Origin of the sequence: Roseovarius atlanticus (assembly GCF_001441615.1) — a bacterium.
Taxonomy (GTDB): Bacteria; Pseudomonadota; Alphaproteobacteria; order Rhodobacterales; family Rhodobacteraceae; genus Roseovarius; species Roseovarius atlanticus.
This window is the reverse complement of the sequence record NZ_LAXJ01000003.1, coordinates 491,571-510,916: the sequence shown is the minus strand read 5'-3', so window position 1 is coordinate 510,916 and position 19,346 is coordinate 491,571. Positions and strand designations below refer to the sequence as shown.

Here is a 19,346-nt window from a genome sequence, read left to right as displayed (position 1 = left end):
CGCCCTACGGTCAACCCCAACGAGGGAGCCTCGCCACGCGGATCGGGATTGATACATTTGTATCTCCCCAAGGGGGCTGGCGCCATGCGCAAACACCTCGCATAATCGTCTCATTGACATGGCTTCTGTTCTTGGTATACCAAACACCAAGAAGCCATCGCAGAGGGGAGGCCGCGCATGTTGCTTGCAGAATACCAATCCAAGGAATTGCTGGCCCAGTACGGCGTCTCGGTGCCGCCCGGCAAGATGGCCCGGACTGCGGACGAGGCCGAGGCCGCCTGCGCCAATATCCCGGCGCGCAAGTTCGTCGTGAAGGCGCAGATCACGTCCGGTGCCCGCGGTCTGGCGGGCGGCATCAAGTTCGCTGCCACCGCCTCTGCCGTCAAGGACGAGGCGGCAAAGCTGCTGGGCAAGCAACTGGTCACCAACCAGACCGGAGCCATCGGCGAAACGGTCCACGCCGTCTATGTCGAGGCCGATGTCAAGCATGACGCCCAGTATTACGTTGCCTTCGCGCTGGATCCCGACACCGGCGCGCCGCTTCTGGTGGCGTCCCCGGATGGCGGCGTAGAGTTCGAACAGAAGGCGCAGATGAATGCCAGCGAAGTCGCCAAACACAGCCTGACCGGCAGCATTGATGCGGATCGCGCCGGTCTGACCGAGTTCCTCTCCGGCATCGGAATGGAGGACGAAAAGGCGGTCGAACAACTGCTATCGGCCAGCGAAGCGTTCATCGAGAACGACATGGCCCTGTTGGAGATCAACCCCTTCGTGCGCACGCCCGACGGCACATGGATGGCCATAGACGCCAAGGTCGCGCTGGATGCCAGCGCCGCCTTCCGGCATCCGGAATGGGACTCAATGGTCTCTGGCGAGGGCCTGCCCGCGGTGGAGACCACCGCCCAGAAGAGCAACATCAATTTCGTCAAGCTGACCGGCAACCTCGGGGTGGTGGTCAATGGCGCGGGGCTGGGGCTGGCCACCAACGACATGATCATGGACGCGGGCGGCAAGCCTGCCAACTTCATGGACATCCGCACGACAGCCACCAGTATGGACATCGCCCGCGGCGTCGAACTTTTGCTTCAGGAACCCTCGGTCACGGCCATCCTGCTGAACGTGCATGGGGGCGGCATGACCGTCTGCGACACCGTCGCAGAAGGCGTCAACTTCGCCTATTCGCGCAACAAGGGCAGCAAGCCCGTGATCGCACGGCTGGCGGGACAGAACGCGGAATGGGGCCAGCGCATACTGGTCGACCGCAAGGTCCCGGTCGAGATTTGCAGCACCATGTCCGAAGCCGTGAACCGCGCGGTCGAAATCGCATCCATGGGGGCACGCTGATGGCCATTCTCGTCGACGAAAACACGCGCCTTCTTGTGCAGGGCATGACGGGCCGCGCCGGGACCTTTTATACCGACCAGGCGATGCGCTATGGCACGAATTGCGTGGCCGGCGTGCGCCCGGGGCGTGGCGGCACGTCTCACCTGGGGTTGCCGGTGTTTCACAACTGCGCCGAGGCCGTGAAAGAGACCAAGGCCAATGCCAGCCTAGTCACCGTGCCCGCGCCCAAGGCCGCCGACGCCATGATCGAAGCGATTGAAGCCGAAATCGAGGTGGTCGTTTGCATCACCGAACGCGTACCGCAGCACGACATGCGCCGCGTGAAGGATGCACTGAAAAGCTCGAACACTGTCCTGATCGGTCCCAACAGCCAAGGCATTCTGACACCGGGCCAGTGCAAGATCGGCGTGATGCCGACCGTCGACGCCAAGCCCGGTCACATCGGTATCGCCTCGCGCTCGGCCTCGCTGACCTCCGAGGTGCTGGCCAGTTGCAGCGCCGCCAACCTGGGTCAGTCGACGACGGTTGGTGTGGGTGGCGACGTGTTGCACGGGATCGGGTTTGTCGGCTGCCTGGAACGGTTTCGGGACGACGACGATACCAAGGCCGTTGTCCTGATCGGTGAAATGGGTGGCCGCGAGGAAGAGCTAGCCGCCGAGTACCTTGCCTCGGTCGACTATGGCAAGCCGGTGGTGGGCCTTGTCGTGGGTCGCCACGCCCCCGTCGGCCGCCGGATGGGCCATGCCGGGACGCTTTCGGTGTTCGGCAACCTGTCGGCGGACGAGAAGACGTCGCTTTTGCGCGACGCGGGCGTCGTCATCGCCAAGGACGCAAGCGACGTGGTGCGCAGTGTAAACTCCTGCCTGTCATAGCCCCTGCGCGTCTCAGCGCAGCATCGAAAGACCGGCGGCACCATGCGAGACATGGTCATGACGGTCGAAGGCTGCGGGCTTTTGAAGCTCGGAAACCCAAACCCGTTGCGACCGATTTCAGCGCCGCGCAAGCCGGTGCTGAGTGCACCGGCTTGCAGCCTTAGGATTTGCCTAAGCAGACCTAAGGGACGTTTTTCTTTTCCCCTGGCGCGTAACGTGGCACTTCAATTCCAAGCCGGGACGCTTTTGGGTCTGGTGCTGAAAGGTCAGCGGGCTCGCGCCGTGGGCCAGACTGCATTCCATGAAGATTCCGATGAACGGCGTTTCGGAAAACGGCATTATGACGGGAGACGAGAGATGACCGAACACACCGACACATTGGTCGTCGGCGCAGGCCAGGCCGGCATCGCCATGAGCGAGCATCTCCGTCGACACGGCATCCCCCATATCGTTTTGGAAAAGAACCGCATCGCTGAGGCGTGGCGCACGCGGCGGTGGGACTCGCTGGTGGCGAACGGCCCGGCCTGGCACGACCGGTTCCCCAACTTGGAATTCACGGCCTCGCACCCCGAAGCCTTTCCGCCCAAGGAAGAGGTGGCCGAGTACATGACCGCCTATGCGCAGATGATCGAAGCGCCGATCCGCACCGGCGTCGCGGTGGAGCGACTGGAGCGCAACGACGGCGGCCCCGGATTCACCGTGACCACCTCGGACGGCGTGATCGAGGCTGGCTCGGTCGTGGCCGCCACCGGCGCGTTTCAGCACCCGGTTATCCCCGAGATCGTCCCGGGCAGCGCGGGCCTGACCCAATTGCATTCGGCCGATTACCGCAACCCCGAGGCCCTGCCCGAGGGAGCGGTGCTTGTGGTGGGCGCGGGCTCTTCCGGGGGGCAGATCGCCGACGAATTGCAACGCGCGGGCCGCAAGGTTTTCCTGTGCGTCGGGCCGCATGACCGTCCGCCGCGCATGTACCGGGGCCGGGACTATTGCTGGTGGCTGGGCGTGCTGGGCCTGTGGGATGTGCCGGCCAAGGCGCCGGGCACCGAGCATGTCACGATTTCGGTCAGCGGCGCCGAAGGCGGCAAAACGGTGGACTTCCGCAAGCTGGCCCGCGAGGGCATGACGCTTCTGGGCCGCGCCAACGACTACAAAGACGGCAAGCTGATCATCGGAGACGACCTGCAGGCCAACATGAAGGCGGGCGACGATTACTACATTGACTTGCTGGATCAGTGCGACGCCTATGCCGCGCGCCACGGCCTCGACCTTCCCGAGGAGCCGCAAGCTCGAGAGTTCCTGCCCGACCCCGACTGCCTGACCAACCCGGTCCGCACGCTGGACCTTGCAGCCGAAGGCATCGGCACGATCATCTGGGCCACCGGCTATCGCCAGGATTTCTCTTGGATGAAGGTCGACACGTTCGACGCCAAGGGCGCGCCAATTCACAATCGCGGCGTGTCGCAAGAGCCGGGCATCTATTTCCTTGGCCTGCCGTGGCAATCGCGGCGCGGCTCGACCTTTATCTGGGGGGTGTGGCACGATGCGGCGCATGTGGCCGACCAGATCGCTATTCAGCGCAATTACCGCGACTATCGCCCGATGCCCAGTGCCGCCGCAGCCGAGTGACCGGAGCCACAGCATGACCCTCGCCAAGCCCATCGCCAACCCGATCGACGCCCTGCGCGCCAATGTCTCGGCGCCGTTCGAACAGGCCCGCGCCATGCCGCCCGAGGTCTACAAGACCGATGCGTTCCTGCAGGCCGAGATCGAGCATATCTTCCGCAAGGAATGGTTCTGCGTCGGGCGGGCCGACGCCCTGACCAAGCCGGGCGACTACGTCACCTGCGAGCTGGCCGAGCAGCCAGTCATCGTCCTGCGCGACCGCGAGGGCGACCTGAAGGCCTTTTCGAATGTCTGCCGCCACCGCATGTCGACGCTCCTGCATGGCCGCGGGCACACCAAATCCATCGTCTGCCCCTACCACGCCTGGACCTACAATCTCGACGGCTCGCTGCGCGGCGCGCCCGCCATGTCCGGCAATTCCGGCTTCTGCAAATCCGATTACGCCCTGCCCGAAATCCGCTGCGAGGAATGGCTGGGCTGGGTCTTCATCACCCTGAACCCGGAGGCCGAACCCGTCGCATCGCGCCTGTCGGAACTGGAACGCATGATCGCCGGCTACGACATGACCAACTACACCGAGACCTTTTTCGAGGAACACGTCTGGGACACGAACTGGAAGGTGCTGGCCGAGAACTTCATGGAAAGCTATCACCTGCCGGTCTGCCACGCGGGCACCATCGGGGGCCTGTCGAAGCTGGAAGAGATGGTCTGCCCTCCGGGTCACGACGCCTTCAACTATCACACGATCCTCAAGGACGACTCCCTGCGCATCGCCATGGCGCACCCGAGCAACACGCGCCTGGCGAGCGAGGAGCGCCGCATGACCTATCTGATCGCGGTCTATCCCAGCCTGATGATCACCCTGACCCCGGGTTATTTCTGGTATCTCAGCCTGCATCCCCAAGGCCCGTCGCAGGTGCGCATCCGCTTTGGGGGCGGCATGTCGAACGATTACGCCGGCGACGCCGAGGCGGAACAGAACCTGGCCGATCTCAAGGCCCTGCTGGACGACGTCAATATCGAGGATCGCGGCTGTACCGAGAAGGTCTATCGCGGGCTTTGCGCCGACGGGGCCGAGCCGGGGCACCTGTCGCATCTCGAACGACCCAATTTCGATTTTGCGCAATACCTTATGAGCCGGATCGACCCAAGCTTCGAGCCGAAACTCTAGCGCCTCAGCCAGGCAAGCGCCTGACAACCCCGCGCGTTTCGGCTAAGGCCGATCTATCATTCGTAACGGAGCAGCCCGCATGGCCCACACCCGCATCCGCCCCTTCAACACGTCCGATACCTATCCCGAACAGAACCTCGACAACGACCTATGCCAGGCCGTGGTGACCGAGGGCTCGGGCAAGATCGTCTGGCTGCGCGGCCAATGCCCGCAGAACCTGGATGATGCCAAGAATATCGACAGCCACGACCCCGTGGAACAGACCCACAAGGTGATGCAGAACATCCGCCAGCTGATCGAGGAGGCGGGAGGCGACATGAGCCATCTGGTTAAAGTCGTCGTCTACATCACCGATGTCCGCCACCGCGAGGCGGTCTACCGGACGATGGGCGAATACATCAAGGGCGTGCACCCGGTGTCGACCGGCTTGGTGGTGCAGGCGCTGGCGCGGCCCGAATGGCTGGTCGAGATCGACGGCACGGCGGTCATCCCGGCATGACATTTTCCCTCGTTGCCCGCTGCGCCGACACCGGCATGTTCGGTATCGCCATCTCGTCCTCGTCGCCCGCCGTCGCGGCGCGCTGCTCCTATGCGCGCGCCGGTGTCGGCGCCGTCGCGTCGCAAAACGTGACCGACCCGACGCTTGGACCCCTGACGCTCGACCTGATGGGAAGCGGGTTGTCCGCGCCCGACGCCATCGCAGAGGTGCAAAAGCGCGGCGCCTTCATCGAGTACCGGCAGGTCCTGGCCGTCGATGCCGAGGGCCGCACCGCGATCCATTCCGGCCCCAACTCTCTGGGCATCTGGACCCAGGCCGAAGGGCCCGACGTGGCCTCGGGCGGCAATCTTCTGGCCAACGAAGGCGTCCCCGCGGCAATCGTGGCGGGTTTTACAGAGGCCGAAGGCCATATCGGCGACCGCCTGCTGGCGGCCATGCGAGCGGGTCTTGCGGCAGGGGGCGAGGCCGGACCGGTGCACTCGGCAGGCTTGAAAATCGTCGACCGCGTCGCGTGGCCCGTGGCCGATCTGCGCTGCGACTGGACAGAGGACTGCCCCATCGAGACCGTCGCCGACGCGTGGAAGGTCTACAAGCCGCAGATCGACGCCTACGTGCAACGCGCCGTCGATCCGCGCGAGGCGCCGTCCTACGGCGTGCCCGGCGACGACTGAGGCACTGGACGACGACCCGCGAAAACGCCACCATGGCCGGACCCAGCAAGAGCCCGCCCATGCCCCTCAGGTTCACCCTGCGCCAGTTGGAATATTTCATTGCCGCCGGCGAAAGCGGCAGCATCGCCGCGGCCAGTCAAAAGCTCAATGTCTCGTCGCCTTCGATCTCGGCCGCGATCTCGCAGCTGGAGGCGGAACTCGGCGTCGCGCTGTTCGTCCGGCAACACGCGCACGGGCTGCGCCTGACCGAAGCAGGCCGGGCACTTTCTTTGCAGGCGCAATCGGTCTTGAGCGAGGCGACGGAACTGGTCCGCCTCGCCGGTGCGGTCTCGGGCACCGTTCAGGGGCCGCTGCGTGTCGGTTGCCTCGTGACCTTCGCCCAGATCGTCCTGCCCAGTCTGCGCCGCAGTTTTGAGGCGCGTTTTCCCGAGGTACGGATGAGCCAAGTCGAACTTACACAAAGCGACATTTTCGCGGGCTTGCGCCGGGGCGAGATCGACCTTGCGCTGAGCTATGACATGACCCTGCCCGCCGACATGGAATTCCATCCCATACGTGAACTCGCGCCCTTCGTGCTTCTGTCCCCCGACCATCCGCTCGCCGGGCGCGACAGCCTGACCGTGCGGGACCTCGCGCCGCACCCGATGGTCCTGCTGGACCTGCCGATGAGCGCGGATTACTTTCTGTCCTTCTTCACGCGCGCGGACCTGCGCCCGACGATCAGCGAACGCACCCGCGACATGGCGGTGATGCGCAGCCTCGTGGCCAACGGCTTTGGCTATTCCATCGCCAATTTCCGCCCGCGCAGCACCAGCGCGCCCGATGGCAAACCGCTCAGCTTCGTGCCACTTGCGGGTGATGTCGCTCCGATGGCGATGGGTATGCTGAGCCTGCCCGGCGCTTTGAACAGCCGGACCAACTCTGCATTCTTGGAACATGCGCGCCACGAGTTGCATGACGAGGCGTTGAGATGACCGATAAGTCGCCGCGGTTCCGCCGCCTGATCGGATCCGAGATCGTCAGCCATCCGGGCAATCTCGCGCCGAGGGACGTCATGTTTGATCACTGGCGCGTCTTCGTAAATTCAAGTGCGTCGCCCGTGGGGCCGCTGTCACAGCCCCGCCAAGCTCTTGATCTCGGCCACCACCTCGTCGACCCCGTCGCCTTTCCTGAGTGACGTGAAAAGAAAAGGTCGCTCCTGCCGCACCCGCGTGGCGTCGTCACGCATCACGTCAAGCGACGCACCGACATGCGGCGCGAGGTCCGTCTTGTTGATCACAAGGATATCCGACCGGGTGATCGCCGGCCCGCCTTTGCGCGGGATTTCCTCGCCCGCGGCGGTGTCGATCACATAGATCGTCAGGTCGGCCAGTTCGGGGCTGAACGTGGCAGACAGATTGTCGCCACCGGATTCGATCAGCACCAGTTCCACATCCGGGTGCCGCTCTCGCATCTCGGCCACGGCGGCCAGGTTGATGGACGCATCCTCGCGGATCGCGGTGTGCGGGCAGCCGCCCGTCTCGACCCCGATGATCCGGTCCGAAGGCAGGATCTGCATCCGCATCAGCGCCTCGGCATCCTCCTGCGTGTAGATGTCGTTGGTGATCACCCCGATAGAATACTCGTCTTTCAGGCGCTCCGACAGGCGGGCGGTCAGGGTCGTTTTTCCTGCGCCGACCGGGCCGCCGATACCGATGCGCAAGGGGCCGTTCATCCGTGTCATGACTGAAAAAGCCTTGGTTCGAGGGTTTCGTGCCGCATCGACGCGATGTCGGACAGAAACGCGTTGCTGAAAATGTCGTCACGGGTCGCGCCACGCGTCTCGGCCTCGAGGCTCATGATATCGTCCTGAAGGGCCGCCAAAACCTGCTGCCCTTCGGTTTGTCCCAATGGCATCAGGCGCAGCGCGGCGGAGACGAGGTTCGACGCGAACGCCTGCACGTAAAGCAGCACAGCCGCGTCAGGTTCCAGCGCCCTGATCCGCACCGCCCGCCCCACCGCCACGGGCAGCACCAGCTTGGGCAGATCCAGCTCCCAGACGGCGTTTGTCGTTCGCACAAACGCCGCGCCCTGCCGCACCGTCTCTGCCAGCCGCTCTGACGATGGCGCAAAGGCGCGAGCCTCTGCATCGAGATCATGTACGTCACCCGCCCCCGCCGCCAGTCTCAACCAGATCGCATCGGACCGGCCTGAGCCTTCGCGCAGACAGGTGCGAAGCCAGGCTTCCAGCCCCGCCGCGTCGGCAATCCGCCCCTCCGCAATCGCCTGCTCCACACCGTGCGACCATGCGAAGGCGCCGATGGGATAAGAAGGCGACAGCCACTGCGTCAGGGTCAGCAACCGTGCGTCAGTGGGCATGATGCGCCGAGGCCCCGTGTTCGTGACTGTGCGTACGACCGTGCCCATATGCGCCACCTTCTGGCCGGAACGCCTCGGTCACCTTGATCGTGGTCGCCCCCAGATGCGCCAGCATATGCGCGATCACCGGATCGTCCCGGATCAGCAGGCGCTCCGCCTCGATCTGGCAGGGCGTGTGCCGGTTGCCAATATGCCAGGCCAGTCGGGCGAGATCAGGACCGGTCACCGCCAACAGCGCCTCGGGCGCCGCAACAATACGAACCAGCAGCCCCTCCATCGTTTCCAGCGCGTCGCCGTCGTTCAACGATACCGTCTGCTCGAAATCCGCAATGATCGACCAGCCCTCCTCGACGGTCAGCTTGCGGCGGCGAAAAAAGCGGTCTTCGTAGGTCAGCGGGCAGCGTGCGGCCACGCCGCGCCACGTTCCGGCAGGTTTGATTTTCTGGGCTACGGGAAGTTTTGTCATGGCTCTCAATACAGAAAATAGCGCTGCGCCATTGGCAGTTCGCTGGCCGGCTCACAGGTCAGCAGCTCGCCATTGGCACGCACTTCATAGGTTTCGGGGTTCACGTCGATCTCGGGGCAGGCATCGTTCAGCTTGAGGTCCGCCTTGCCGATGCCACGGGTGTTCTGCACCGGCAGGGTCTGCTTGGCGATCCCGAGCGTGTCGCCGATGCCGTCGTCATGCGCCGCCGCCGACACGAAGGTGACCGAAGACGCCTCGACGGCACGGCCATAAGCGCCGAACATGGGTCGCGAGTAAACCGGCTGCGGCGTCGGGATCGAGGCATTGGGGTCGCCCATCTGCGCACAGGCGATCGACCCGCCGATCAGCACCATCTCGGGCTTCACTCCGAAAAAAGCCGGTTTCCAAAGCACGAGATCGGCGCGCTTGCCTTCCTCGATGGACCCGATGTGATCGGAAATGCCATGCGCGATGGCCGGGTTGATCGTGTACTTGGCGACATAGCGGCGGGCCCGAAGGTTGTCGTTGTCGCCGGTCTCGTCTTCCAGCCTTCCACGCTGTTTCTTCATCTTGTCGGCGGTCTGCCACGTGCGGATGATCACCTCTCCCACCCGGCCCATCGCCTGGCTATCCGAGGCGATGATGCTGAACGCCCCCATGTCGTGCAGGATGTCCTCGGCGGCGATGGTTTCGCGGCGGATCCGGCTTTCGGCAAAGGCGATGTCCTCGGGGATCGATTTGTCGAGGTGATGGCACACCATCAGCATGTCCAGGTGTTCTTCCAGCGTGTTGACCGTGAACGGCCGCGTCGGGTTGGTCGAAGACGGCAGCACGTTGGACTGCCCGCAGATCTTGATGATATCCGGCGCATGACCCCCTCCCGCACCCTCGGTATGGAAGGCATGGATCGTTCGGCCCTTCATCGCCGCGACCGTGTTCTCGACGAACCCGCTTTCATTCAGTGTGTCGGTGTGGATCATCACCTGCACGTCCATCGCATCGGCTACCGACAGGCAACAGTCGATGGCCGCCGGGGTCGTGCCCCAGTCCTCGTGCAGCTTCAGCGCGCAGGCCCCGGCCATGACCTGTTCCTCCAGCGCGGCGGGCAGCGAGGCGTTGCCCTTGCCGGCAAAGGCAAGGTTCATCGGGAACGCATCGGCGGACTGCAACATCCGCCCTAGGTGCCAGGGTCCCGGCGTGCAGGTGGTGGCCAGCGTGCCGTGCGCGGGCCCGGTCCCGCCGCCCAGCATCGTCGTCAGGCCCGAATGCAGCGCGTCTTCGATCTGTTGCGGACAGATGAAATGGATGTGGCTGTCAAAGCCGCCGGCGGTCAGGATGCGCCCCTCGCCCGCGATGATCTCGGTTCCCGGGCCGATCACGATATCCACGCCGGGCTGGGTGTCGGGGTTGCCCGCCTTGCCGATCTTGTGGATCGCACCGTCCTTGAGGCCCACATCCGCCTTGTAGATGCCGGTATAATCCAGGATCAGCGCGTTGGTGATGACCGTATCCACCGCCCCCTCGGCCCGCGTCACCTGGCTTTGTCCCATCCCGTCGCGGATCACCTTGCCGCCGCCGAATTTGACCTCTTCACCGTAAAGCGCCGCGTTCCCGCCGGTCCCGCCCGTCGCGGCGGCCCCGGCGTTCAGTGCGGTCAGGTCGCGCTCCACCTCAATGATCAGTTCGGTATCGGCCAGGCGAACCTTATCACCCGTTGTGGGGCCGAACATGGCGGCGTATTCGGAACGAGAAATCGTGGCGGGCATCGGCTTACCTCTTCTTGTATCCACGCTGGGCCAGGCGGCGGGCGTTGGCGCGGGTCTTTTGCCGGACCGGTTTCATGGCCGCGGCGACGACCTGATCCGCCCGGCGGCCACGCATCGTGGCAGCCCCTGCGTTGGTCGCGGCCCGCGTCAGGGCAAAGACCTTTTCGCTGACCATGCGGCTGTTTTCGGACGGGGTGACCGACCAGACACCGGCGAGGCCCCACACGCGCATGGCGATGACCGCCTGCGCCTCGGCCACTATCATCGCGGCCTGAAACGCATTCGACCACAGGTCAATCGGGGTGAATGTACGCGCCATCACAACTCGCCCATGATCTGCTGGTTGAAACCAAAGACGCGCCGGCCCCCGCCGATCGGGACCAGTTGGACCTCGCGGCGCTGACCGGGCTCGAACCGCACGGCTGTGCCGGCGGCGATGTCCAGCCGATGACCGCGTGCGGCGTCGCGGTCAAAGTTCAGCGCGGGGTTCGTCTCGGCGAAGTGATAATGGCTGCCCACCTGAATGGGTCGATCGCCGGTGTTTGCGACCTCCAGCGTGATCGCCTGGCGGTCGGAATTGAGTTCCAGCGTGCCCTCGGCGGGAAAGATTTCTCCGGGGATCATGGTCTTATCCCGCCATGACCAGCGCAGAGCCGCCGATCGCGACAGCGGCTCCGGCTCCGCGCGCCACCAGCGCGCCGCCGAACCGGCCCAGCGCCCAGCCCGCGGCGGCCCCCAGCGCATGAAGCGCCGCCGTTGCGGTGACAAATCCGGCAAGATAGCTGAGCGCCGCCGCACCGCCTATTTCGGCCCCGTGAGCATGGCCGTGGAATAGTCCCATCGCAGCCGTGATCGCAACTGCTGCGGACAGCGGCAACCGAACCGCCGTGGCGACCAGCACACCCAACACAAGGACAGAAACCAGAATCATCGGCTCGACCATCGGCAGCGGCAGACCGCCCAGCGATACCACAAACCCCAGCGCCATCGCGCCCACAAAGCCCAATGGCAAGGCCACGAACGCCCGCCCGCCAAGACTTGCGGCCCACAGGCCCACCGCCACCATTGCCAGGATATGGTCCGCCCCGAAGACCGGATGCGACAACCCCGCGGCAAAGGAGCCGTGCGCGCCCGGATCAAGATGGGCAAAGGCAGGCCCGGCGGCCACCAATGCGGGAAAGAGTGTCAAAACAAGGCGTCGCATGGGTCAGGTCTCCTGTCGGGTCAGCGAATGGGGTTGTGTACGGTGACAAGCTTGGTGCCGTCGGGAAAGGTGGCCTCGACCTGCACTTCGTGGATCATTTCGGGGACACCCTCCATGCAGTCGCCCCGGGTGATGACCCCGGCTCCGGCCTCCATCATGTCGGCGACCGAGCGTCCGTCGCGGGCGCCCTCGACCACGGCGTCGGTGATCAGCGCGATTGCCTCGGGGTAGTTCAGCTTGACCCCCCGGGCCAGCCGCTTGCGGGCGACCTCGGCGGCCATGGCCACCATCAGCTTGTCTTTCTCTCTGGGCGTCAGTTGCATCTTGGGTCAAAGCCTCCAGGATCTTGGCAGGGCCGCATTCGACAGGGTTTCAAGCACCGGACACAGCGTTCGGCGCAGCTCGAAGCCGTCGCGCGCCAGCACCCGCATCACCAGTACATCCGGCCACATGAGGCTTGCGCCCCCGGTCGCCGGCAGCAGCGCCCGCACCTTGGGCAAAAGGCTTTTCGCCCGGCGTCCCACATAGAGCGCGCTTGCCATCGCGGTCATCCCCGCCGCCACGGCCACCTGTGCCAGCCGCACGGGAATGTCGCCAGTCAGCGCCACCCGATCCGCGTAAATTGGACGATTGCCACGGCGCACGATGACCCGGTCAAAGAAATCGGCGTGCGCGACCGTCTCGCCCATGGCAAGGCGACCAAACACGACCGGCTCGGCCATGATGAACTCTGCCGTATCGTGAATCTCGACCTCCAGCCGCCTGTCCAGCGCGGCGCCGTCGAACACCAATAGCTCCTGCGGCAGCCAGCACAGCGTCGCCCCCGCCCCGACATGCAGCCGCGACCGCACCCTCGCCGCGCCCGAATTGCTGCGATATGCCCGCTCGGCCGCCTGAGTCGTGACGACAAGACGGCTGTCTTTCCCCGCCGTCGCCTCTATGTCGAACCGATCGCCCCCGGTCAGACCGCCCGAGGTGTTCACCACGACCGCCTCGACCGCATTGGTCCGGCGCGTGAACAGCGCCCGGGCGCAGCCCGCACTGTGCAGCCCCTCCAGAACACTTTGCCCGTCGCGCAGCTTGGACGAAACGCGCAAATGCCCCGTAGCCCTTGGCAGGGCCGTGGCGTCGGAATGAGCCGTGATGTCCGGGGCAAGAAGCATGGCAGCCTTCTTTGGTCGCAACGTGCAAAGCCAGCATCAAGCGGTGCACCTATTCCACCTTCCGCAGCGACGGCACACGGCGCCCCAGCCGCGACGATTAACAAAGTTGCAGGCCTTGGAGGTTATGCCTGGTTTTTGGGCGCAACCGGTACAACCGGAACACAGCCGGCCAAAAAGGGAGCATCCGGTCGATTACAGGAGTTGTTCGCCCGAATTTTCGGCGCGATGATCAAGACATGTGCGGTTTTAGAACTTTTTTCGTACTTTGCTGCCTCTGGATCGGCACCGCGCCGTCCGCCTTGCCCTTGTCCGAAGTTTTTGCCGCCTGCACAGGCCGTTTTTCCGCAGAACTGGAACATGCCTGGCTGGTCCAAGATCCCAAGGCTGACCTTCTGGAAACCAGTCGGGCACGCTTCGAGCAGATGCTCGCGGCCGTAGCCTCGGCCAATCAGCGCAGCCAATTGTTGGCGCATCGCATCAGCGCCAAGCGCGTCCACGCGCAAATTCTCAGCGCCGCCCACTTCTCCCGCGATCCGGACCAGGCACGCTGGGCACGGCGACGAGCCGATGCGGAAATCGGCTTCTGCCGGAGTTTTCTTCTGGAAAGCTGATGGCAACTCAACACCGCGCCGTCGAAAAAACAGGCGGTCGCACCAAAAACCGCTGAATAAATAGACCGCTGCGGCAGTAAAGGCGTCCCTGACCGCCGGAATCGTCGCCGCAGCGCAGAATCTTGTGGAACCAATATGTCCGACGGGCGGCTTCCGCCCGCTCGAACGTGCGATGGTGCCTGTCTTGCAATCCAGAAGCACCACCGCACTCCGCAATCGATTTGCGTGGGGGACATATGGGACATCCGATTTCGGCTCACAAGAACCCTGCGCGTTACGCAAAGGGAATTTGACATGATCAAGAAACTTCTGAGCACAGCAGCGGTCCTGACGGCCCTGTCGGCTCCGGCCTTCGCACAGGACTGCCCGATCAAGGTGGGCGTGCTGCACTCGCTGTCGGGCACGATGGCGATCTCGGAGACGACTCTAAAGGACACGATGGAAATGCTGATCGAACAGCAGAACGAGAAAGGCGGCGTTCTGGGCTGCGAGCTGGAAGCCGTGGTCGTCGACCCGGCCTCCGACTGGCCGCTTTTCGCCGAGAAGGCGCGCGAGTTGCTGACCGTGCACGAAGTCGACGTGATCTTCGGCAACTGGACATCGGTCAGCCGCAAATCCGTGCTGCCGGTGATCGAGGAACTGAACGGCCTTCTGTTCTATCCGGTTCAATACGAGGGCGAGGAAAGCTCCAAGAACGTGTTCTACACCGGCGCGGCGCCGAACCAGCAGGCGATCCCGGCCACGGATTACTTCCTTGAGGAACTCGGCGTCGAAAGCTTCGCGCTCTTGGGCACCGACTATGTCTATCCCCGCACCACGAACAACATCCTTGAGTCCTACCTGAAATCCAAGGGCATCGCCGACGAGGACATCTTCGTCAACTACACGCCCTTCGGCCATTCCGACTGGTCCAAGATCGTGTCGGACGTGGTGGCGCTGGGTGCCGGCGGCAAACAGGTCGGCGTGATCTCCACGATCAACGGCGACGCCAACGTGGGCTTTTACAAGGAGCTCGCCGCACAGGGCGTCTCGGCCGATGACATCCCAGTTGTCGCCTTCTCGGTGGGCGAGGAAGAGCTGTCGGGCCTCGACACCTCGAACCTTGTCGGTCACCTGGCCGCGTGGAACTACTTCCAGTCGGCCGACACCGACGCCAATGCCGAGTGGATCGAGGCATGGAAGGCCCGAATGGGTGACGACCGCGTGACCAACGACCCGATGGAGGCGCATTATATCGGCTTCAACATGTGGGTGAACGCCGTTGAAGAAGCCGGCACAACCGAGGTCGACGCCGTGCGCGAGGCGATGTACGGGCAGGAATTTCCGAACCTGACCGGCGGCACCGCCGTCATGCTGCCCAACCACCACCTGGCCAAGCCGGTCCTCATTGGCGAGATCCAGGCCGACGGACAGTTCGACATCATCAGCCAGACCGAGGAAGTCCCGGGCGACGCCTGGACAGACTACCTGCCGGAATCGGCCGTGCTGAAGTCCGATTGGCAGGAGCTTCAGTGCGGTATGTACAACACCGAGACCGAGACCTGCGTGCAGATCAAGTCGAACTACTGATCTCCTGAGACCCGAAGGGCGGCCCCGCGCTGCCCTTCACCCCCTTCTGTTTCCCCTACGGAGGCCCGTGCATGGCACGCCTGTTGCTGATCCTCACGCTCCTGATTGCATCCCTGCCCGCCGCGGCACAGCAGGCCGATGCGCCGATCCAGCAGCTTTTGCAGGAGCACGCCGGGCAGTTGGCAAAGCCATCGCGCACCAAGGTCGCCCCCACCATCGACGCCATCGCCGGAAGCGGTCTGCCCGAGGCGCAAACCGTCCTGCGCAAATGGCAGGACAAGGAGCTGTGGCAAAACACCGAGACCGGCCTGTTCATCTGGGCCGAAGAGATCGACCGCGACACGATCCGCGGCTTCGATTTTGCCGGAGACACGGCGCTCGGCGAATTGCCCGACGACGCCTTTGAGCAGTCAAAGCCCAATTCCGGGGTGCGCAAAATGATCGGTGCTGCGCTGGTGAAATTCCAGCTGACCGCCGAAGACGTCGCCACCCGCCGCACTGCCATCGACAATATCGAGCGTGACGCCGAAGCCTCGCACCTCGCCCCCCTGCGCGAGGCGATCGAGACTGAGACAAGCCCGACACTGAAAGCCCGCGCCGAACGTCTCGAGCGTTTGCTGACCATCCGGTTCGGTGAAACCGAGGAAGAACGCATCGCCGCCATCGAGGGCTTTCAGGGCGATCTTGGCGTCGACCTGCGTGGCGCGCTGAACCCGCTGGTCACCACCCGTCTGGAAGCCGCGGAAGTCACCCCCGACGGCCCCGAAGTCGCTCGTGTCCTGAAGCCGGGGTCAGAAGCTCTGCCGCGCGAAGATGCCTATGACCTTCTGGTCTCGGAAGGCATCGCAAAGCCCCGCATCAGCCGCGCCGACAAGGCCGCGGCACTCGTGGCCAATATCGACGGAGAGGCCGTGGCGGGCATCCAGGTTGCCACGCTCGACACCGAAGACGCCCGCGACATGGCCTATGCCAAGCTTGCCGAGCAGGGGACTGTGGACCCTGTCGCCACCGAGCCCGAGATCGACGAGACGCTTGGCGAATACGCGTTCTACGAGGTCTTCACCGGCGCGCCGCCCGCTGTCGCGCTGGCCGCGATGGATGCACTCAACGGCATCGAGACCCGTGTCGCAGTCAACCAGGCCGCCGATCTTGCGCTCGACGCCATCTCGCTCGGGTCAATCTATTTCCTCGCCGCCATCGGCCTTGCCATCACCTTCGGCGTGATGGGCGTTATCAACATGGCCCATGGCGAGTTCATCATGATGGGCGCCTATACAGGCTTTGTCGTGCAGCAGATAATCCCCGACCAGACGCTGTCGGTGATCCTCGCCATCCCGCTGGCCTTTGCCGTGACTTTCGCGGCGGGCGTGGCGATGGAACGGCTGGTGATCCGCTGGCTTTATCACCGCCCGCTGGAAACCCTGCTGGCCACCTTCGGCATCTCGATCGCGCTGCAACAGATCGCCAAGAACATCTTCGGCACGCAGGCCCGTCCGCTGACCGCGCCCGGCTGGCTCGACGGGTCGCTGGTGTTCAACGACATCGTCTCGATCAGCTATATTCGCATCGCGATCTTCGTGCTGGCGCTCCTGTTCCTCGCCCTGTTCCTGTTGGTGATGAACCGCACACGGCTGGGGTTGGAGGTTCGGGCGGTCACGCAAAACCCGCGCATGGCGGCCTCGATGGGGATCAACCCCGACCGGATCAACATGCTGACCTTCGGCTTCGGCTCGGGCATCGCGGGCATCGCGGGCGTGGCCATCGGCCTTTACGCCAAGGTCACGTCCGAGATGGGTGCCGACTACATCGTGCAAAGCTTCATGACCGTGGTGGTGGGCGGCGTCGGCAACATCTGGGGCACGCTTCTAGGCGCCACGCTCGTCGGCTCGCTGCAGAAAGGCATCGAATGGCTGAACCCGTCGAACACGCTGGCGGCGCAGACCTACATGATCCTGTTCATCATCCTCTTCATCCAGTTCCGGCCGCGCGGCATCATCGCGCTCAAGGGCCGGGCGGCGGAGGCGTGATATGACCGACAGCACCCTCTCCGGCGCCAGCCCGCGCCAGCCTTTGGTCCTGCGCTTTCCGGCGATCCTGATCTTCATGGCCTGCCTTGCGCTCTTCACGGTCGGCGTCACCATCCTGTCCGAAGGCTTCGGCATCGGCTTGATTTCCACCAGCTTCGTCAAGACGCTGGGCAAGACACTTTGCCTCTGCCTCGTGGCGCTGGCGATGGACCTTGTCTGGGGCTATTGCGGAATCCTGTCGCTGGGGCATATGGCGTTTTTCGGGCTGGGTGGCTACGCCATCGGCATGTGGCTGATGTACGAGCGCACCCGCCTGATCGTGGTCGAAAGCATGTCCGCGCAAGCACTGCCGCCCACGCCCGAACAGATCTCGGACGGTATCGCCAGCCAGATTTTCGGTGTCGTCGGCGCGTCCGAGTTTCCGCCGATTTGGGCGGTCGCCCATTCGCTGCCCCTGCAACTGGCCGCCGTGGTACTGGTGCCTGGCCTCTTGGCGCTGGTCTTCGGTTGGTTCGCCTTCCGCAGCCGGGTGACGGGCGTGTACCTGTCGATCCTGACGCAGGCGATGACCCTCGCGCTTGCCCTCTACCTGTTTCAGAACGACAGCGGGTTACGCGGCAACAACGGCCTCTCGGGCCTGCAAAACCTTCCGGGCCTTGGCAATGTCCCGCAATCCGTCGTCTCGGTCTGGTTCCTCTGGGCCTCGGCGCTCGCGCTCGCCTTGGGGTTCTGGCTGGCCACCTGGGTCGTCTCGGGCAAGTTCGGCTCGGTCCTGCGCGGCATAAGGGATGACGAGGCGCGTGTGCGGTTCCTCGGCTACCCGGTCGAGTCCTATAAGCTCTTTGTCTTCACGCTATCGGCAGTGATCGCGGGCATCGCCGGCGCGCTCTATTACCCGCAGGCCGGCATCATCAACCCCGCCGAACTGGCGCCCATCGCCTCGATCTACCTCGCCGTCTGGGTCGCCATCGGCGGGCGCGGGCGGCTTTACGGGGCGGTCATCGGGGCTGCCTTCGTGTCGCTTCTGTCGACATGGTTCACCGGCGGACAGGCCCCCGACATCGTGCTGGGCAACTGGCGCATCCAGTGGGTTGACTGGTGGACGGTTCTGCTGGGCGTGTCCTTCGTTGCGGTCACGCTCTTTGCGCCCAAGGGCATCGGCGGACTGTTCGATCTGCTGGCGGATCGCCTGACGCCCAACCGCCACGGCGCGGACCTGGGTCCTGACCAGGGCGCGCTACGCGAGAAGGAGGCCAGCGAATGAGCCAGCTTCTGGAGGTATCCGGCGTCTCGGTCAGCTTCGACGGCTTCAAGGCATTGAACAACCTGTCCTTCTCGATCCGCAACAGGGAGTTGCGCGCCGTCATCGGCCCAAACGGCGCCGGCAAGACCACCTTCATGGACGTGGTGACCGGCAAGACCAAGCCCGACGAGGGCCGCGTGCTCTGGGGCGAACCGCCCATCTCCCTGCTGGGCAAATCCGAAAGCACCATCGCCATGGCGGGTGTCGGCCGCAAGTTTCAGCGGCCCACCGTATTCGAGGATCAGACGGTCGAGGCCAACCTGATGATGGCCCTGCGCAAACCCCGCTCGCCTTTCGCCGTGCTGTTCTTCAAGCCCAGCGCCGAAGACCGCGACCGCGTGGCCGAAATGGCCGAGACCATCGGTTTGGCGCAGGCGCTGACGCGCAAATCGGGCGAGCTGTCGCACGGGCAGAAACAATGGCTGGAAATCGGGATGTTGCTGGCGCAGGATCCACAGCTTTTGCTGGTGGACGAACCGGCGGCGGGCATGACCACAGCCGAGCGGGAAAAGACGACCGACCTTCTGCGCGAGGCCGCAAAAACGCGCGCCGTGGTAGTTGTCGAGCATGACATGGAATTCGTCCGCCGCCTCGGCTGCAAGGTCACTGTCCTGCACGAAGGCTCGGTGCTGGCCGAAGGCTCGATCGACCATGTCACCAAGAATGAAAACGTGATCGAGGTGTATCTTGGCCGATGAC

At 64.4% G+C, this 19,346-nt stretch carries 21 protein-coding genes; 11 read left to right on the top strand and 10 right to left on the bottom strand.

Annotation, left to right across the window (positions count from 1 at the left end):
• The first annotated feature begins 177 nt into the window (after window positions 1-177).
• From XM53_RS05920 to XM53_RS05890, 7 genes are all read left to right on the top strand, one after another.
• Complete coding sequence (locus XM53_RS05920) at window positions 178-1,344, top strand: succinate--CoA ligase subunit beta (RefSeq protein ID WP_057791222.1); 1,167 nt, start codon at window positions 178-180, stop codon at window positions 1,342-1,344.
• A complete protein-coding gene (gene sucD / locus XM53_RS05915) occupies window positions 1,344-2,216 on the top strand; it encodes a succinate--CoA ligase subunit alpha (protein ID WP_057791220.1) in 873 nt (290 codons plus the stop codon). Before XM53_RS05920 ends, sucD begins: the two co-directional genes overlap by 1 nt.
• A 357-nt stretch (window positions 2,217-2,573) precedes the next feature.
• The gene (locus XM53_RS05910) at window positions 2,574-3,842 is read left to right on the top strand and encodes a flavin-containing monooxygenase (RefSeq protein WP_057791218.1); all 1,269 of its coding nucleotides are present in this window, start codon (window positions 2,574-2,576) and stop codon (window positions 3,840-3,842) included.
• 13 nt (window positions 3,843-3,855) lie between these two features.
• Complete coding sequence (locus XM53_RS05905) at window positions 3,856-5,010, top strand: aromatic ring-hydroxylating oxygenase subunit alpha (RefSeq protein WP_057791216.1); 1,155 nt, start codon at window positions 3,856-3,858, stop codon at window positions 5,008-5,010.
• Between the two features lie 79 nt (window positions 5,011-5,089).
• Entirely contained in the window at window positions 5,090-5,509 is a 420-nt protein-coding gene (locus tag XM53_RS05900; protein WP_057791214.1) for a RidA family protein, read from the top strand.
• On the top strand, window positions 5,506-6,180 hold the full coding sequence (locus XM53_RS05895; RefSeq protein WP_057791212.1) for a DUF1028 domain-containing protein: 675 nt from the start codon (window positions 5,506-5,508) through the stop codon (window positions 6,178-6,180). The genes XM53_RS05900 and XM53_RS05895 overlap by 4 nt, the downstream gene beginning before the upstream one ends.
• A gap of 59 nt (window positions 6,181-6,239) precedes the next feature.
• The gene (locus XM53_RS05890) at window positions 6,240-7,154 is read left to right on the top strand and encodes a LysR substrate-binding domain-containing protein (RefSeq protein ID WP_057791211.1); all 915 of its coding nucleotides are present in this window, start codon (window positions 6,240-6,242) and stop codon (window positions 7,152-7,154) included.
• A 137-nt stretch (window positions 7,155-7,291) separates the two neighbouring features.
• Here XM53_RS05890 and ureG read toward each other — a convergent pair whose 3' ends face one another.
• The 10 genes from ureG to XM53_RS22965 all read right to left on the bottom strand — a co-directional run bounded on the left by ureG (window position 7,292) and on the right by XM53_RS22965 (window position 13,952).
• Window positions 7,292-7,903 carry an urease accessory protein UreG gene (ureG, locus tag XM53_RS05885; protein WP_057791209.1) on the bottom strand — a complete coding sequence of 204 codons (612 nt, stop codon included), beginning with the start codon at window positions 7,901-7,903 and terminating at the stop codon, window positions 7,292-7,294.
• Window positions 7,900-8,538 (bottom strand): urease accessory protein UreF, encoded by a 639-nt coding sequence (locus XM53_RS05880; RefSeq protein WP_057791207.1) that lies wholly within the window; start codon window positions 8,536-8,538, stop codon window positions 7,900-7,902. Before XM53_RS05880 ends, ureG begins: the two co-directional genes overlap by 4 nt.
• A complete protein-coding gene (locus XM53_RS05875) occupies window positions 8,528-9,004 on the bottom strand; it encodes an urease accessory protein UreE (RefSeq protein ID WP_082630766.1) in 477 nt (158 codons plus the stop codon). Before XM53_RS05875 ends, XM53_RS05880 begins: the two co-directional genes overlap by 11 nt.
• 5 nt (window positions 9,005-9,009) lie before the next feature.
• Window positions 9,010-10,770, bottom strand: coding sequence for an urease subunit alpha (gene ureC / locus XM53_RS05870; protein WP_057791205.1), 1,761 nt, complete (start codon window positions 10,768-10,770; stop codon window positions 9,010-9,012).
• Window positions 10,771-10,774: 4 nt separating this feature from the next.
• Window positions 10,775-11,089, bottom strand: a complete 315-nt coding sequence (locus XM53_RS05865) for a hypothetical protein (protein WP_057791203.1) — start codon at window positions 11,087-11,089, stop codon at window positions 10,775-10,777.
• Window positions 11,089-11,394, bottom strand: a complete 306-nt coding sequence (locus XM53_RS05860) for an urease subunit beta (RefSeq protein ID WP_057791200.1) — start codon at window positions 11,392-11,394, stop codon at window positions 11,089-11,091. The genes XM53_RS05865 and XM53_RS05860 overlap by 1 nt, the downstream gene beginning before the upstream one ends.
• A 4-nt stretch (window positions 11,395-11,398) precedes the next feature.
• A complete protein-coding gene (locus XM53_RS05855; RefSeq protein ID WP_057791198.1) occupies window positions 11,399-11,974 on the bottom strand; it encodes a HupE/UreJ family protein in 576 nt (191 codons plus the stop codon).
• A gap of 20 nt (window positions 11,975-11,994) precedes the next feature.
• Window positions 11,995-12,297, bottom strand: a complete 303-nt coding sequence (locus tag XM53_RS05850; protein WP_057791196.1) for an urease subunit gamma — start codon at window positions 12,295-12,297, stop codon at window positions 11,995-11,997.
• 6 nt (window positions 12,298-12,303) lie between these two features.
• Window positions 12,304-13,137, bottom strand: coding sequence for an urease accessory protein UreD (locus XM53_RS05845; RefSeq protein ID WP_057791194.1), 834 nt, complete (start codon window positions 13,135-13,137; stop codon window positions 12,304-12,306).
• A 122-nt stretch (window positions 13,138-13,259) separates the two neighbouring features.
• Window positions 13,260-13,952 carry a hypothetical protein gene (locus XM53_RS22965; RefSeq protein ID WP_236544427.1) on the bottom strand — a complete coding sequence of 231 codons (693 nt, stop codon included), beginning with the start codon at window positions 13,950-13,952 and terminating at the stop codon, window positions 13,260-13,262.
• 90 nt (window positions 13,953-14,042) lie between these two features.
• Between XM53_RS22965 and urtA the strand changes: the two genes are divergently transcribed.
• The 4 genes from urtA (at window position 14,043) to urtD (ending at window position 19,345) form a co-directional block, all read left to right on the top strand.
• Entirely contained in the window at window positions 14,043-15,317 is a 1,275-nt protein-coding gene (gene urtA, locus XM53_RS05835) for an urea ABC transporter substrate-binding protein (RefSeq protein ID WP_057791190.1), read from the top strand.
• Between the two features lie 71 nt (window positions 15,318-15,388).
• Window positions 15,389-17,344: an urea ABC transporter permease subunit UrtB gene (gene urtB, locus XM53_RS05830; protein WP_057791188.1), complete on the top strand. Its 1,956-nt coding sequence runs from the start codon at window positions 15,389-15,391 to the stop codon at window positions 17,342-17,344.
• Between the two features lies 1 nt (window position 17,345).
• Window positions 17,346-18,608, top strand: a complete 1,263-nt coding sequence (gene urtC / locus XM53_RS05825) for an urea ABC transporter permease subunit UrtC (protein WP_057791187.1) — start codon at window positions 17,346-17,348, stop codon at window positions 18,606-18,608.
• The gene (gene urtD, locus XM53_RS05820; protein WP_057791185.1) at window positions 18,605-19,345 is read left to right on the top strand and encodes an urea ABC transporter ATP-binding protein UrtD; all 741 of its coding nucleotides are present in this window, start codon (window positions 18,605-18,607) and stop codon (window positions 19,343-19,345) included. Before urtC ends, urtD begins: the two co-directional genes overlap by 4 nt.
• Window position 19,346 lies beyond the last annotated feature (1 nt).